Raw genomic sequence first — 13,644 nt, 5'->3', positions numbered from 1 at the left:
TCCTGAATATTTAATAAGAATAATAGTTTTGTCACAAACGCTTTTTTATTTTCTGTACAAAAAATAGTTTCGTCAACAGTTTAAAAGTGTAACATGTTATGGTATACACAATATTTACTAAGGGGAATTTGTTATATGGAAGTATTTTTTCAAAGTGTTCAGGGTATCTTCATTATTATCGGACTCATTGCTGTTGGATATGCTTTAGCTTTAAGAGGTTGGTTTACTGAAGATACAACTAAATTAATTGCCAAATTAGTTACACAAATTGCCTTACCGGCATATATGATCTTTACTATCACTAAAGATTTTACGGCTCACAAATTAATTACTTTATTGCCTAATTTAGTCATACCCTGCCTTTCTATGACCATTTTAATAGGCGTCTCTGTCTTAATGATTCGTATATTAAAAATAGACCCCAAACATCGTGGATTATTTTCTTCAATGTTTTTCAATTCTAATACCGTCTTCGTTGGTCTACCTGTAAATATGGCACTTTTTGGCTCAAAAAGTCTTCCTTATGTTTTAGTTTATTATATGGCTAACACAACTTTCTTTTGGACTTTAGGTACTTACTTAATTCAAGTCGACGGTGAAAAAAAAGGTACCTTTAGTTGGAAGAAGACTTTAGGTAAATTATTTTCTCCACCATTATTGGGATTCATAGTCGGTCTATTATTAGTTATTTTCCATATTCAACTTCCTAGTTTTTTAATGTCTGATTTTGAATACTTGGGTAATTTAACTATTCCTATGTCGATGATTTTCATTGGTATCTCAATTGCTAGTGCTGGACTAAGCAATTTAACCTTACACAAAGAAAATGTCGGTGTATTATTTGGACGTTTTATCTGTGCGCCATTATTAATGAGTGCTTTATTCTTATTTATTCCTGGACCAGCTTTGATGAAACAAGTTTTCATTATTCAAGCTGCCATGCCCGTTATGACTAATGCACCAGTTGTTGCTAAACTTTATCACGCCGATTCAAACTACGCTGCCGTTATGGTAACTGAAACTACCTTAATGAGTTTAGTAGTAATTCCCATATTGATGATGATCATTAAATAAATTAATGGAAAAAAAATTCCCAATTTATGAACGGACGGTTATTGCACAATTAATGGCAATGACTTCCGGTGGAATAGATGCATACTCTTATCTGACACACGGACATGTTTTCGCTAGTATGCAAACTGGTAATTTGATTTTATTAGGCGTGAATATAATAGACGGTAAATTTTCCGTTATTTTAAATTACCTACTTCCAATTCTTACTTATTGTCTGGCTGACGCTATTACTAAGTGGTTCCAATTTCATTTTCCAAATGAATCTAGGATCGATCGGCAGTCATTGATCTTAACTTTTGAAATGTTAGTCTTCTTAATAGTTGCCATTATTGGTGATATTGTTCCTCTGAATATCACGATTTTGATGATATCTTTTGCTATCTCGGCACAATTTGTTGAATTTAGTTCACTACATGGTATGCCGGTAAATACTTTGATGATGTCAGGTAATATCAAAAAGGTCGGTATGCTGACTGTAGATGGCATTGTAAACAAAAAGCCTAAATCGATCAGACGAGCACAAAGAAGTTTATTACTGATTTTGGCATTCTTTGTTGGTATTATTGTCAGTGCTGCAGCTGTAAGAATACTGGATCGCCAAGCTATTTTATTTGAAGTGTTGATTTTATTGATCGCACTTATCGTAATTCATTTAAATAATAAAAAATAATCGCTGAATTAGTCTTTTAAGACTTTTTCAGCGATTTTTTATATTACTACTGTAATTACTTTATGATTAAATTATAAACGTTTACGAAGTTATTATTTGCTTTTTAAATACTTTTTAGTTTGCCATTGGCAATGAAACAGGCAAGTTCAATTTCTCGTAGCCGATATTATAAACTTGTTCAACATTGCTACTGTTCAATACTTTAACTAAACCTGTTTCAGCAAAGCCCATTTTCTTTATAACGTGTTGCATGCCAAAATTTTCTTGGTGTGTATCAATTCTAACGCCTTTGATCATTGGGTTAAGACTTAATTCATCTAATACCGCATTGAATAATTTTGTGGATAATCCCTCTCCACGATGATTAGCTGATACAGCAACTCGATGTAGAGCAACGTATTCTCCCTCTTCTGTCATCCATTGACCATCAAGTGTTTGATAGCTCATATCTGGACCAGAAATAGCCGAAATAGTTCCCAAAACTTCATCGTCTTCCACGAGAACATAGTTGTACCCATTATTAATATCGTGGACTAAGACATCCATATTCGGGTATTGTCCTCTCCATTGGTTGATATTTTGGGCCGCCAGGTGGGCCTTCCCATCCAAGATTATTTGTTTAATTTGTGGTAAATCTTTCATTTCCGCACGACGTAACAACATTGTTCTCACTTCTTTACAATTTATTTCTCCACTTTTTAACACTTAGATACCTAAGCATTTAAATATCGATAAGTTAAGTTATAATCTCTTTTTTAGTGACTGTCAAGTGTTTAATTATTAAATATCTAACTATAAGTAATCAAAGTATGTAAATCCTTAGTTAAACGGCATATCCTAGCGTGTCATGTGATATAATTAAGAATATTAGACTCATAATATGGAGGATTATATGGAGGACAAAGGTGCCCAGGAAATAAATTATTTGCTGCATTCGATCCTTTTTAACGAGCAAAGATTATTCAACGAGCAATCAACAAATTTAGATTTAACAGTTCAACAGGCCAGGACCCTAGAATTAATTCAAAAAGATCCTGGTATGATTCAGCGTGAAATTGCTGAGGCTCTAAGTATTCGTGATGCTAGTGTTTCTAGTATGCTCAAAAATTTAGAGCGCGACGGTTATGTCAAAAGACGTAAAGATCGTCGCAGTGATAGAAATAAGCGTATCTTTTTGACAGATAAAGGTGAAGAAATAATAAAAGAGTTGGGAAATCTTTTTGAAGATGTCGAAAGACAAATCGTAAAGCCGCTTGAAAAAGACGAAACAAAATTATTACTTAATTTACTAAGAAAAATGGATGAAGAAATCAGCGAATAGAAATTGTAAAATGGTTTTCAGAATATTTCTCTAAATTGGACAAAAAGGGTTACTATTAAGTTGCACTTTTAAACTTGGGGAGAAATTGAAATGAATAAAAAAACAACTGTTGATAAAGAAAGCTCATTAACAAAGGTTATTGACGATATTTCAGAAGGTATTAACGATGCTGGTACCGTGTTTAATTCAGAAGAAATATCCACTAAAGATAGCACTGGTAAAGAAGCGGTTCGCTACTTACTTTGGGGATTACTTTCAGTTGTGGTAAATTTTGGAACGTTCTTCCTCTTGTACCACACGATCCATCTTAATTATCAATTTGCTAACATTGTTGCTTGGTTTTTAGGAGTTCAAGTTGGTTTTTGGGTCGATCGAGTTATTGTTTTCCATCACAAATCAAATACTGCTTTTAAAGAAATGCTGGCCTTTTATGGAACTAGGATCTTAACTTTCTTAATCGAAACGGCCACACTTTGGATCGGGATATCTCTTCTAAGTGCAGATGGTACTGGATCTAAGATCGTTGGCCAGCTTCTAGCAATCATTGGAAATTATGTTCTATCCAAATTCTTTATTTTTAAAAATAGAAATTAAGCATAAAAAGAGTGAGCACCTTAAAAGGTTGCTCACTCTTTTTGATTTATAGACTAACGTACTGAATAATTAGGTGCTTCTTTAGTGATTGTAACGTCATGCGGATGTGATTCGCGTAATCCAGCATTTGAAATTTGAACAAATTGTGCATCTTGTAGTTCGGTTAAATTATGTGCTCCCACATAACCCATACCAGAACGAAGACCGCCTAGCATTTGATAAATTACGTCGCCAACGGCACCTTTAGCTGCAACTCGTCCTTCAATACCTTCAGGAACAAGTTTGTTGGCTTCGTTAACTCCACTTTGGAAATAACGATCTGATGATCCATGCGACATAGCGGCTAAACTTCCCATACCACGATATGTCTTGAAACGACGTCCTTGGAAAATTTCAAAGTCGCCAGGTGCTTCATCAGTACCGGCTAACATTGAACCAAGCATAACGGCGTTACCACCACCAGCTAGTGCTTTAACCATATCACCTGAATACTTTATTCCACCATCGGCGATAATTGTCTTACCGTATTCATGAGCAACGCTTGCTGCATCATATACGGCAGTTAATTGAGGAACACCGACACCGGCAACGATTCTTGTTGTACAAATTGAACCAGGTCCAATACCAACTTTAACTACATCAACACCGGCGTCATACAAAGCTCTAGTACCTTCAGCAGTAGCAACGTTACCAGCAATTAAAGTTGCTTCAGGGAATTTCTCTCTGATTTCAGTGATTTTTCTTAGAACTCCAGCAGAATGGCCATGTGCTGTATCAATAATAATTGCATCTGCTCCAGCCTTTAATAACGCAGCGGCACGTTCAAAAGTATCACTCGTTACACCAACTGCAGCGGCAACTAATAAACGACCATATTCATCTTTAGCAGCATTAGGAAATTCTTGTACTTTTTCAATATCTTTAATAGTTACTAATCCGCCCAAACGACCTTTTTCATCAACTAAAGGAAGTTTTTCGATCTTATATTTTTGTAAAATCTTCTCGGCATCTTTCAAAGAAGTTCCAACGGGAGCTGTTATAAGATTTTCTCTTGTCATAACTTCGTCGATCTTAATTGAATAGTCATTAATAAAACGTAAGTCACGGTTAGTAATAATACCAACCAATTTTAACTCTTCCATGTTAGAAACAATTGGAACACCACTGATTCGATATGTATGCATCAAATCTTCGGCTGCACTGACTGGAGAATCCACTGTTAGATAGATTGGGTCAATGATGACGCCATTTTCTGAACGTTTAACTTTTAAGACTTCGTCTGCCTGTTGCTCAATGCTCATATTTTTATGAATAACCCCTAGGCCACCTTGTCTAGCCATGGCAATTGCCATTGGTGCTTCAGTGACCGTATCCATACTTGCACTCAAGATAGGTGTATTTAACTTAATATTTTTTGCTAATTGAACTGAAAGATCTACTTCGTTAGGTAAAACGTGACTTTCTGCAGGTACTAATAAGACATCATCAAAAGTGAATCCTTTTTTATCAAACTTTGTTTCCCATGCCGACATGGATAATCCTCCTAGAATTTTTTGTTACCCTCTCTAAGGGTAAAATTTATAGGATATGATAGCCGATTTTAACGTAGTAGTCAATTATACAGATTGGTCCTGCGGAACTAAAAGCACTTACAAAGTACCGCTATAATCGGTTTTATCGTCCTAGCTGTGCTAAAATAATGGCGATTAGTTTTACGTTCCATATCTTTTTTGAGGTGATCAAAATGACTAAAAGCTGGTTTGAAATATTTATTGGCGCCTTACTCGAAGTAGTTTGGGTATCAGCGATGAAACATCAGCATTCATTAATTTCAGCAACTATCGTCGTACTTATTCTTATTTTAAGTTTTTATCTAATGATTGATGCTAGTAAAAACATCCCTGCTGGGACTACCTATGCTGTTTACGTTGGATTAGGGTCTTTATTCGTCGTTTTAGCAGGAGTATTTGTCTATCATGAGGCCTTTAATCTTACTAAATTGTTCTTTCTCATCCTATTAACTGTTGGTGTTATTGGCCTAAAAATTGTCACCGATATTGAAGAAAGACAGGCACATTAAATGGACTGGATATTTTTAATACTCGCTGGATTTGGCGAAATGTCCGGAGTTACATCTCTAGGATATTACTCAAATTATAAAAATAAACTGGCTCTTGTTGCCATGATAATATCGTTTATTTTTAGTTTCACTTTTTTATATTTATCGTTACAAACCATCCCCATGTCAATTGGATATTCGATCTGGACTGGGATAGGCGCTGCTGGAGGATCATTAATGAACATGTGGCTCTTCAATGAGTCGAAAAGTTTTAAGCGATTTTTCTTTATTTTCTTAATTATTATTTCTGTGATAGGTTTGAAATTCATCGGATAGAAAACAAATAGTTTTCTATCTTTTTTATTTATTATCAATAATTTATTATCGATATTCGATAAATACATGCTATAATATTTTCAAAAAGGAGAGCCTATATGAAACGGGAAACTATTTTTTTACGAATAGCAATTTATATTATGGCATTGATCATGCTAGCAATTTGTATTATTGTCATTCCTCATCATCTAATTGGAGCAAATAAGTTGATGCATAACTTGTTTTATAATTGGATCCTTGGATCTGGAATGTATTTGACGGCGTTATTATTCTTCACAGTTTTGTGGCAGGCTTTGAAATTATTACATTTGATCGATCAAAACAAAGCTTTTTCAAAATTCTCCGTCAATAACCTTAAAAAGATAAAAATTGCGGCTTACCTCGCTTGTCTGATTTATATTCTTGAATCACCATTTTTCTACATGTTTGCTGATAAAGACGATGCCCCTGGAGTTGTTGTGATCGGAATAATATTGGCTGGTACTGCTTTAGTCATTGCTTTATTTGCTAGTATGTTACAAAAACTGTTAAATCAAGCAATAAAAATAAAATCCGAAAATGATTTGACAATTTAGGAGGCAATTATGAAAAAATTAACGATTTTTTTGAGATTTTCTCTTTGTATTATGCTGTTTTTTCTAACTTTGATCTGTATATTTTTCTTTCCCAATGTCCTTTTATTTATGGCTTTATTTAAAGCAAATACTATCTTAACAATTATCTTTGGAATTGGATTATATGCTTCTGCCATAGGTTCTTATACTATTATTTTCTTCACTTGGAGAATATTACGTTCAATAGATACCAATCAAATTTTTACAAATTCCAACATCTTTTCTCTAAATATGATCAAACTATTAGGATATTCGATTGCTGCTATTTATATGCTGATGATACCAAGTATCCTTGCTTTATCAGATGATGGACGTAGTAGTACCTTGGGGATGTTTTTTGTAAATATTTTTTTAATTGGTCTAGGCATAACCATTGGTGTATTTGCCCAACTGCTTAAAAGAATTTGCAGTAAAATCACCAAATTTCAAATAGAAAACGAGTTAACAATATGATCGTAGTCAATTTAGATGTTCTTTTAGCAAAGAGAAAAATGTCCTTAACAGAATTATCTGACCAAGTCGGATTAACTATAGCAAATTTATCGATCCTCAAGAATGGTAAAGCAAAAGCTATTCGTTTCTCTACACTCATCAAAATTTGTGAAGCTTTAAATTGTCAGCCAGGTGATATTTTAGAGTATCGAGTGGACTAACCAATTTTGTAGAATTCCTAACTTAATGGTACTATTCATTACACACACCAATTGAGGGGGAATTTTTTATGAAAAAATTGGTTCGAGATAAGATTCCAGATATTGCCAATGAAAATGTATCGTTTGATATTTTGTCAAATGATGATTACCGCACATTACTCCGCGAAAAATTAGTCGAAGAGGCAAATGAAGTAAAAGAATCAAGTTCTCGTGCTAATCTTGTCGAGGAATTAGGAGATCTCGAAGAGGTTTTGCGTGCTATTTTAACTGATGCATCTATTACATATGAAGAAATGGATAGTATTAGACAATCTAAAATTATTCAACATGGTAAATTTGAAAATAAAATTGCCATGAGTATATAAAAAAGGACCTAAGATAACGTCTTAGGTCCTATTTGGTGCAAGGTATTAGCAGCCCACCGCATTGCGATAGAATTATGAAATTATAAATTTATGGTGTGTAAGATATTAGATACGAGTGATGTGACTGCTAAACATACCTTTAATCAGAAAAGAAAAAGTGATCTAAGAGCCGGTGTTACCCAATGAGAAATTACATATCTTGCTTGTCAAAAGACACATAATTTCCATTGCCCTGCCCTACATATATACAATAAATCTATCTTAAAATTTATACAATTTACAAATTACCGTATTTGTAAAAAATAATAAATTAATTAAGACCTATCGTATTTTTCCAAATCATTTCGGAAATTACCTTTTAATAAAGTCCCGATTTTTTCTGATACTTCTTTCGGATCAGCTCTCATATCGTTCTTTATCCATTCAACGATAATGGCAATGAAAGCTAAACTGTAAAAATGCGCAACTAAACCTTTGTCTTCAGAGCTAATATTTAGCCCGTAGGATTGTTTTTCGACAACTGTTGTCACATAGTTATTAATTATTTTATAGATATATCTAACCAATATATCTCGGTTATCAGATCGTTGCATATTGTTTACTAGTAATGAATTCTTTTTAATAGCTAGCATCAATTTATAAAGACCTTTTTGCCAGTGATCATAATCACAGTTATCTTGGAGTGATTCCTTGATAGCCTGCAGACATGTCCATTCGACCAGTTCATACATATCACCAAAATGATTGTAAAAAGTTTGTCTGGTCAATCCACATTCATCAACGACATTTCTTACCGTGATTTTATTGAATGGCTTGGTTTTAAGGATATTCATTAATGCATTAGCTAAAGACGCTTTTGTCGTATTCATGATATTATCCCCTGCAGAGTTTATTTATAGGAAACCTTCTCAAAGATAAGAATATCATAATTTTATTTGTTAAAAAACATTTTTTGACAAATTGGTATACATTGAAAAATCAAGGAATTATTGTATCAATTAATAAAACAGTTTAAGATATTAACTATATTTAAAGGAGATATTCAATATGGAAATATTGACACTTTTTATAGTGGCACTAGTCGCCGTTGAACATATCGGCATCGCTATATTAGAAATATTTGCTTCACCTAAAACACAAGCGGAGGCCTTCGACATGTCAGAAGACTTCGTTAAACAAAAAAGCGCTCAAATTGCCTTGTCAAATCAAGGTATTTACAATGGTATGTTTGGAATATTGATCCTAGCTATGATCCTTTTCTTTACTGGTGCCGTTTTAAAAACGATTTTAATTCTATTAATGATTTATATTATTATCGTTGCTGTCTATGGTGCTTTTACTGCTACTAAGAAAATTTTATTCTTACAAGGATTACCTGCACTAGTTGCTTTAATTTTAGTTGCACTTTTTTACTAGAAATTTTGATTATAGAAATGGGTACTTTCAATGAAAAAAGATTCACTACTTAAAAGTTCACTTTGGATTTCAATCAGCGGTATTTTCTCAAGGATTCTGGCCGTTGTCTACATTATTCCTTGGAATATTTGGATCGGGCCGATTGCCCTGGGCGCTGCTAACGCCTTATATGGGAAAGTTTACAATATTTATAATTTGTTCCTGATTATTGCGACAGCTGGGATACCATCAGCTATTTCTAAAGAAGTCGCAGCTCATAATGCTTTAGGCCGTTATGATCAAAGTGAAAAACTACTAAAAAAATATACTCTGTATATGACTTTAGTCGGTATCGTTTTGGCCGGATTTATGTTCTTTGGCGCTAAATATGTTGCGATCATCTTTGCGGCTGGCGATATGCGTGTTATAACGCCTATCAAATATTTGAGTATAGCAATTCTTATTATCCCAGCCTTAGGTATTATGCGTGGATATATTCAAGGCTATGCCTTTATTTCATTCTCAGCCTTTTCACAAGTTATTGAGCAAATCGCCCGTGTTGCTTACATGCTCTATGCCACATATACGATCATGATTTTACAAAAGGGCAGCTATATGAGTGCTGTTAACCAATCAACTTTTGCCTCGTTTATTGGTGCAACACTGGCATATGCTTTCTTGATCTGGATGAGACATCGTGTTCGTAAATCAATTCCCGAAAAGGATATTAAGACATCTGCTGAAGTTCCTGATAGTAGATTGACTCAAGTTAACTTTGGCTCAATGATAAAATCAGCCCTGCCGTTTCTTTTAGTTGATACCATCATGACTGTTTTACAATTATTTGATCAGACGACTTTTGTCTGGATCTATCAAAATGTGATCCACGCTAGTCAGCGAACGATCGATAATTTATATGCTATGTTTGGTTTCCAAGCTAACAAGCTGATCATGGTTTTAGTATCTTTAGCAATCTCAGTTTCAGCTACGATCATCCCTGCTTTATCAGCACTGATCAGTCGTAAAGCTAAACAAAAAGATATTCAAAAACTGTTGCGCAACATCGTACAATTTACTATTTTTATCACGCTACCTGCAGCCTTTGGTATGATCGGTATTGGCAGTCAGCTTTGGACCGTCTTTTACGGTACTAGTGTCCTAGGTACAAGAATCCTGATCGTATCATGTGCTGAAGCCTTATTCTATTGTGTCTTTATGATTTTGGAAAATGTTTTACAAGTAGATGGCCGTACTAAAACTTCAATGATTTATTTAGCTTTAGCTTATTTGATCAAAGTTGTCCTACAGTACCCATTAACTATCTACATAGGAGCATTTGGACCTGTAGTTGCTACAACTGTCGCCTTTATGATCATGGGGCACTTCGCCTTTAGAATAATTAATAAGCAATATAATATTGTTGATAAAACACTCGGTATAAAACTACTTAAAATCGTTTTTGATTCTGCTGTAATGTTAGTGATCGTTTATGGTGCGGATTTCTTACTAACAAAAGTTATTAATAGCAATACTAAAATTGGTGCTACGATAATTTTGTCGATCTGTGCCGTAATTGGAATTATCGTCTATGGCTTCTTAGCTTATAAAGACGGATCACTTAAAGTTATTAAAGAAATACGTGGAACAGAAATCTATTAGTAAACTTATGGAGGGCATTCTATGCTAGTTGGAAGTATCGAAGCCGGAGGTACAAAATTCGTTTGTGCCGTTGGTGATGAAGATTATCGTATTAAAGATAGTATCCATTTCCCAACCACTACACCAAAAGAAACTCTACAAAAGTCGATTGATTATTTTAAACAATTCGATATCGAAGCCTTAGGAATTGCATCATTTGGACCCATCGAATTACGTAAAAATTCACCAAAATACGGTTATATTACATCAACCCCTAAACCTAATTGGCAGGACACTGACTTTATCGGTACGCTAAAGAAAGAATTGAATATTCCAATGTTTTGGACAACTGACGTCAATGGATCAGCTTATGGAGAATACGTTATGTCCACTTTGACAAATGAAAAAATCAATTCTTTAGTCTATTACACGATCGGTACAGGAGTCGGCGCAGGAGCAATTTTTGATGGAAAATTTGTTGGCGGCATGGGACATCCTGAAATGGGACACACTTTACTAAAAAGACATCCTGATGATTTAGATTTTAAAGGCATTTGTCCTTTTCACGGTGACTGTCTAGAGGGATTAGTCGCTGGTCCAACTTTTGATGCCAGACTAGGAAAACCTGGTAAAGACGTGCCAATGACTGATAACACATGGGATATCATGGCATATTATGTTGCCCAAGCAGCAATTCAAGTAACGCTGATCCTTAGACCTGACAAGATTGTCTTCGGTGGCGGCGTTGTTAGTGAGGCCTTCTTAGTTAAAGTTCGTAGTCAATTTCAAGAACTATTGAATAATTACGTTGAAGTACCTGAATTAGATAAATATATTACTATGCCACTCGTAAAAAATAACGGATCGGCAACTTTAGGAGATTTTGCCTTAGCAATTCGTGAAATGAAAACTGTAGAATAATAAAACCAGTAATCCGCTTGGATTACTGGTTTTATTTAATTACATTTATTTTCCATCTAATTTTTCTTTTTTTCTAAAGATAATAAACTTACTAAAAATATAATTCAAAATTACCACGACTACATTAGCGATGAATTTAACAATTAAATCGTTCATATGTAGAAGTGAAACACCGATCGTCATTGTTCCTTGGTCGATTACCCATGATCCGCCACGGAATAAGAAGAATGAACCCATTTCCAATAAAAAGGCCTTGGTTGTATCGGTATGTGAATCAAAAACCCACAACTTATTAGTTACATATGCAAATACAACTGACAAAAAATAGGCAATAATATTAGCAATTTGATAATTTAGTCCGGCTACATAATTGAAGAACCAAAAACCAACGATATTTACAATCGTTGTTAGAACTCCAAAAAATAAATAGGGGATCGTATCTTTATATTTATTCCATAATTCTTCCATAATTAACTTCCAGTTCTCCTAGTGGTTTAATTTCCAGTTCTTATAACTTAGTCCTAAGAAGTAAACAATCACTTCAAACGACGAAATAAAGAACGTCACAGGCCAATTAGTAACAAAGGCTAAGTATAATCCTAACCAAACGCCTGCTAGAGATAAACCGACTGATACCATAATTAACTTTGGAACTGAGTGTACCAAATATCTCGCCGTTGCGCCAGGAAGAGTTAATAAGACGAAAACTAACATTGAACCTACAATTTGCGAACCAATACTGACACTAAGTGCTAGAGTGATCAAAAATATTACTGACAATAATCTCGTTTTAAGACCAGCAGCACGTGCGCCGATGTGATCAAAAGAATCAAACGTTAACGATTTATAAAATACTAAAATAATCAAAATAACAACAACCGCCAAAATCATCAACTGTTGAACTTCTTTAGTACTGATACCAACAATACTACCAAACAAGATATTCGTTGCATAACTGCTAGATTGTGATGATAACGATAAAAATAAGATTCCCAAACCAATAAATAGTGACGAGATCGTACTTATAGAAGCTTCACGCCTTGACGATTCACTACTTAAACTACCAACCGCAATAGAACTGACCATCGTAAATAAAATCATCCCCGCTAAAGGCGAGATCCCGATCAAAACGCCAAATGATGCTCCGGCAAATCCGATTTCTGATAGTGTATGCGATAAAAATGACATATTTCTTGAGACTACAAAAACCCCAACTATTCCGGCTGTTATAGCGATAAAGGTACTGGCAATAAAGGCTTCCCTCATAAATTCATAACCAAACATTTTATCTACCACCTAACTCAAACATGTCTTCTGATACATCATCAATACTAATTGGTTTGATCGTCTTATTTGCAAAGAACAATGCTCTTTTAGTATATTTCTTTGATAATTCATAGTCATGTGTAATAAAAATAACTGTTAATTTAAATTTTTTATTTAATTCCTGAACCAGATCCATCAATTGCATTTTTACTTCTACGTCCAAACTGGCAGTGGATTCATCAAGGATCAAAATCTTTGGATCATTCAAAAGTGATTGGGCTAAATAAGCCTTTTGCTTTTCACCACCAGAGGCTAAACCTAAAGGTCGATTCTTCAATTCTGTCAAATGAGTTTTTTCAAGAATTTCATTTACTAATTCGTTATCCTCATGACGTTTACTTGCGCTAAACTTCCACTTTAAATTTAAGCGAACGAATTGTTCAATATCTAATGGATAATCTAAATCAATATTACGAAACTGCGGTACATAACCAATAGTCTGTTTCTTATCGATCAATATCTCGCCATCACTTTTTTTCTCAAGTCCCATCATGATTTTAACTAGTGTTGTTTTACCAGATCCATTATGTCCGATCAAACTAATAAATTCACCGTCATTTATTTTAAAATTAACGTCTTTAAAAACTAATTGCTTACCAAATCGTTTCTCTAGATTTTTTGCTTCAATCACTGAATTTTCCCTTTCCATAAAAAAGTAATAGAGGTCTGAACAAAGTT

19 protein-coding genes are annotated in these 13,644 nt (G+C 34.2%); 13 read left to right on the top strand and 6 right to left on the bottom strand.

Annotated elements, in window-relative coordinates; genetic code table 11:
* The first annotated feature begins 135 nt into the window (after nt 1-135).
* Complete coding sequence (locus EKM77_RS04270; protein ID WP_125592819.1) at nt 136-1,074, top strand: AEC family transporter; 939 nt, start codon at nt 136-138, stop codon at nt 1,072-1,074.
* A 4-nt stretch (nt 1,075-1,078) separates the two neighbouring features.
* Nucleotides 1,079-1,744 carry a YoaK family protein gene (locus tag EKM77_RS04265; protein ID WP_125592818.1) on the top strand — a complete coding sequence of 222 codons (666 nt, stop codon included), beginning with the start codon at nt 1,079-1,081 and terminating at the stop codon, nt 1,742-1,744.
* 114 nt (nt 1,745-1,858) lie between these two features.
* Here EKM77_RS04265 and EKM77_RS04260 read toward each other — a convergent pair whose 3' ends face one another.
* Nucleotides 1,859-2,407, bottom strand: a complete 549-nt coding sequence (locus EKM77_RS04260; RefSeq protein WP_164507712.1) for a GNAT family N-acetyltransferase — start codon at nt 2,405-2,407, stop codon at nt 1,859-1,861.
* 229 nt (nt 2,408-2,636) lie between these two features.
* Here EKM77_RS04260 and EKM77_RS04255 point away from each other — a divergent pair, with 229 nt between their 5' ends.
* Complete coding sequence (locus tag EKM77_RS04255; protein ID WP_164507711.1) at nt 2,637-3,065, top strand: MarR family winged helix-turn-helix transcriptional regulator; 429 nt, start codon at nt 2,637-2,639, stop codon at nt 3,063-3,065.
* A 90-nt stretch (nt 3,066-3,155) separates the two neighbouring features.
* Nucleotides 3,156-3,659, top strand: a complete 504-nt coding sequence (locus tag EKM77_RS04250) for a GtrA family protein (protein ID WP_125592815.1) — start codon at nt 3,156-3,158, stop codon at nt 3,657-3,659.
* Between the two features lie 53 nt (nt 3,660-3,712).
* Here the strand turns inward: EKM77_RS04250 and guaB are convergent, their stop codons facing one another.
* Nucleotides 3,713-5,191: an IMP dehydrogenase gene (guaB, locus tag EKM77_RS04245; RefSeq protein ID WP_125592814.1), complete on the bottom strand. Its 1,479-nt coding sequence runs from the start codon at nt 5,189-5,191 to the stop codon at nt 3,713-3,715.
* A gap of 212 nt (nt 5,192-5,403) precedes the next feature.
* Between guaB and EKM77_RS04240 the strand changes: the two genes are divergently transcribed.
* The 6 genes from EKM77_RS04240 (at nt 5,404) to EKM77_RS04215 (ending at nt 7,686) form a co-directional block, all read left to right on the top strand.
* Nucleotides 5,404-5,739, top strand: coding sequence for a DMT family transporter (locus EKM77_RS04240; protein WP_125592813.1), 336 nt, complete (start codon nt 5,404-5,406; stop codon nt 5,737-5,739).
* Nucleotides 5,740-6,054, top strand: coding sequence for a DMT family transporter (locus EKM77_RS04235; RefSeq protein ID WP_125592812.1), 315 nt, complete (start codon nt 5,740-5,742; stop codon nt 6,052-6,054).
* 98 nt (nt 6,055-6,152) lie between these two features.
* Nucleotides 6,153-6,629 carry a DUF2975 domain-containing protein gene (locus tag EKM77_RS04230; RefSeq protein WP_125592811.1) on the top strand — a complete coding sequence of 159 codons (477 nt, stop codon included), beginning with the start codon at nt 6,153-6,155 and terminating at the stop codon, nt 6,627-6,629.
* A gap of 9 nt (nt 6,630-6,638) precedes the next feature.
* A complete protein-coding gene (locus EKM77_RS04225; RefSeq protein WP_125592810.1) occupies nt 6,639-7,121 on the top strand; it encodes a DUF2975 domain-containing protein in 483 nt (160 codons plus the stop codon).
* Nucleotides 7,118-7,321, top strand: a complete 204-nt coding sequence (locus EKM77_RS04220; protein WP_125592809.1) for a helix-turn-helix domain-containing protein — start codon at nt 7,118-7,120, stop codon at nt 7,319-7,321. The genes EKM77_RS04225 and EKM77_RS04220 overlap by 4 nt, the downstream gene beginning before the upstream one ends.
* Before the next feature lie 68 nt (nt 7,322-7,389).
* Nucleotides 7,390-7,686: a nucleoside triphosphate pyrophosphohydrolase gene (locus tag EKM77_RS04215; RefSeq protein WP_125592808.1), complete on the top strand. Its 297-nt coding sequence runs from the start codon at nt 7,390-7,392 to the stop codon at nt 7,684-7,686.
* Between the two features lie 314 nt (nt 7,687-8,000).
* On the opposite strand, the gene EKM77_RS04210 is transcribed toward EKM77_RS04215, so the two are convergent.
* The gene (locus tag EKM77_RS04210; RefSeq protein WP_225425185.1) at nt 8,001-8,555 is read right to left on the bottom strand and encodes a TetR/AcrR family transcriptional regulator; all 555 of its coding nucleotides are present in this window, start codon (nt 8,553-8,555) and stop codon (nt 8,001-8,003) included.
* A gap of 178 nt (nt 8,556-8,733) precedes the next feature.
* On the opposite strand from EKM77_RS04210, the gene EKM77_RS04205 reads away from it, so the two are divergent.
* Genes EKM77_RS04205 through scrK form a run of 3 tightly spaced genes read left to right on the top strand, consistent with a single transcriptional unit; the run spans nt 8,734 to nt 11,640 of the window.
* Nucleotides 8,734-9,102, top strand: coding sequence for a DUF1304 domain-containing protein (locus EKM77_RS04205; protein WP_125592806.1), 369 nt, complete (start codon nt 8,734-8,736; stop codon nt 9,100-9,102).
* A gap of 30 nt (nt 9,103-9,132) precedes the next feature.
* A complete protein-coding gene (locus EKM77_RS04200; protein ID WP_125592805.1) occupies nt 9,133-10,740 on the top strand; it encodes a putative polysaccharide biosynthesis protein in 1,608 nt (535 codons plus the stop codon).
* A 21-nt stretch (nt 10,741-10,761) separates the two neighbouring features.
* Nucleotides 10,762-11,640, top strand: coding sequence for a fructokinase ScrK (gene scrK, locus EKM77_RS04195; protein WP_125592804.1), 879 nt, complete (start codon nt 10,762-10,764; stop codon nt 11,638-11,640).
* A gap of 45 nt (nt 11,641-11,685) precedes the next feature.
* Here the strand turns inward: scrK and EKM77_RS04190 are convergent, their stop codons facing one another.
* The 3 genes from EKM77_RS04190 to EKM77_RS04180 are packed head-to-tail and all read right to left on the bottom strand — an operon-like array spanning nt 11,686 to nt 13,597.
* Nucleotides 11,686-12,108 (bottom strand): GtrA family protein, encoded by a 423-nt coding sequence (locus EKM77_RS04190; protein ID WP_125592803.1) that lies wholly within the window; start codon nt 12,106-12,108, stop codon nt 11,686-11,688.
* Between the two features lie 18 nt (nt 12,109-12,126).
* Nucleotides 12,127-12,924 (bottom strand): metal ABC transporter permease, encoded by a 798-nt coding sequence (locus EKM77_RS04185; protein WP_125592802.1) that lies wholly within the window; start codon nt 12,922-12,924, stop codon nt 12,127-12,129.
* Nucleotide 12,925: 1 nt separating this feature from the next.
* Complete coding sequence (locus EKM77_RS04180) at nt 12,926-13,597, bottom strand: metal ABC transporter ATP-binding protein (RefSeq protein WP_125592801.1); 672 nt, start codon at nt 13,595-13,597, stop codon at nt 12,926-12,928.
* Between the last annotated feature and the right edge of the window lie 47 nt (nt 13,598-13,644).

Source organism: Companilactobacillus baiquanensis (genome assembly GCF_003946605.1).
Lineage (GTDB): Bacteria > Bacillota > Bacilli > Lactobacillales > Lactobacillaceae > Companilactobacillus > Companilactobacillus baiquanensis.
The sequence above is the reverse complement of the archived record's forward strand: the minus strand, read 5'-3'. Positions and strand labels throughout refer to the sequence as shown.

What these genes read in the sequence shown, in the direction of transcription:
- EKM77_RS04270 (WP_125592819.1), top strand. Translation starts at nt 136, where the DNA reads ATGGAAGTATTTTTTCAAAGTGTTCAGGGTATCTTCATTATTATCGGA.
- EKM77_RS04265 (WP_125592818.1), top strand. Translation starts at nt 1,079, where the DNA reads ATGGAAAAAAAATTCCCAATTTATGAACGGACGGTTATTGCACAATTA.
- EKM77_RS04260 (WP_164507712.1), bottom strand. Translation starts at nt 2,407, where the DNA reads ATGTTGTTACGTCGTGCGGAAATGAAAGATTTACCACAAATTAAACAA.
- EKM77_RS04255 (WP_164507711.1), top strand. Translation starts at nt 2,637, where the DNA reads ATGGAGGACAAAGGTGCCCAGGAAATAAATTATTTGCTGCATTCGATC.
- EKM77_RS04250 (WP_125592815.1), top strand. Translation starts at nt 3,156, where the DNA reads ATGAATAAAAAAACAACTGTTGATAAAGAAAGCTCATTAACAAAGGTT.
- guaB (WP_125592814.1), bottom strand. Translation starts at nt 5,191, where the DNA reads ATGTCGGCATGGGAAACAAAGTTTGATAAAAAAGGATTCACTTTTGAT.
- EKM77_RS04240 (WP_125592813.1), top strand. Translation starts at nt 5,404, where the DNA reads ATGACTAAAAGCTGGTTTGAAATATTTATTGGCGCCTTACTCGAAGTA.
- EKM77_RS04235 (WP_125592812.1), top strand. Translation starts at nt 5,740, where the DNA reads ATGGACTGGATATTTTTAATACTCGCTGGATTTGGCGAAATGTCCGGA.
- EKM77_RS04230 (WP_125592811.1), top strand. Translation starts at nt 6,153, where the DNA reads ATGAAACGGGAAACTATTTTTTTACGAATAGCAATTTATATTATGGCA.
- EKM77_RS04225 (WP_125592810.1), top strand. Translation starts at nt 6,639, where the DNA reads ATGAAAAAATTAACGATTTTTTTGAGATTTTCTCTTTGTATTATGCTG.
- EKM77_RS04220 (WP_125592809.1), top strand. Translation starts at nt 7,118, where the DNA reads ATGATCGTAGTCAATTTAGATGTTCTTTTAGCAAAGAGAAAAATGTCC.
- EKM77_RS04215 (WP_125592808.1), top strand. Translation starts at nt 7,390, where the DNA reads ATGAAAAAATTGGTTCGAGATAAGATTCCAGATATTGCCAATGAAAAT.
- EKM77_RS04210 (WP_225425185.1), bottom strand. Translation starts at nt 8,555, where the DNA reads ATGAATACGACAAAAGCGTCTTTAGCTAATGCATTAATGAATATCCTT.
- EKM77_RS04205 (WP_125592806.1), top strand. Translation starts at nt 8,734, where the DNA reads ATGGAAATATTGACACTTTTTATAGTGGCACTAGTCGCCGTTGAACAT.
- EKM77_RS04200 (WP_125592805.1), top strand. Translation starts at nt 9,133, where the DNA reads ATGAAAAAAGATTCACTACTTAAAAGTTCACTTTGGATTTCAATCAGC.
- scrK (WP_125592804.1), top strand. Translation starts at nt 10,762, where the DNA reads ATGCTAGTTGGAAGTATCGAAGCCGGAGGTACAAAATTCGTTTGTGCC.
- EKM77_RS04190 (WP_125592803.1), bottom strand. Translation starts at nt 12,108, where the DNA reads ATGGAAGAATTATGGAATAAATATAAAGATACGATCCCCTATTTATTT.
- EKM77_RS04185 (WP_125592802.1), bottom strand. Translation starts at nt 12,924, where the DNA reads ATGTTTGGTTATGAATTTATGAGGGAAGCCTTTATTGCCAGTACCTTT.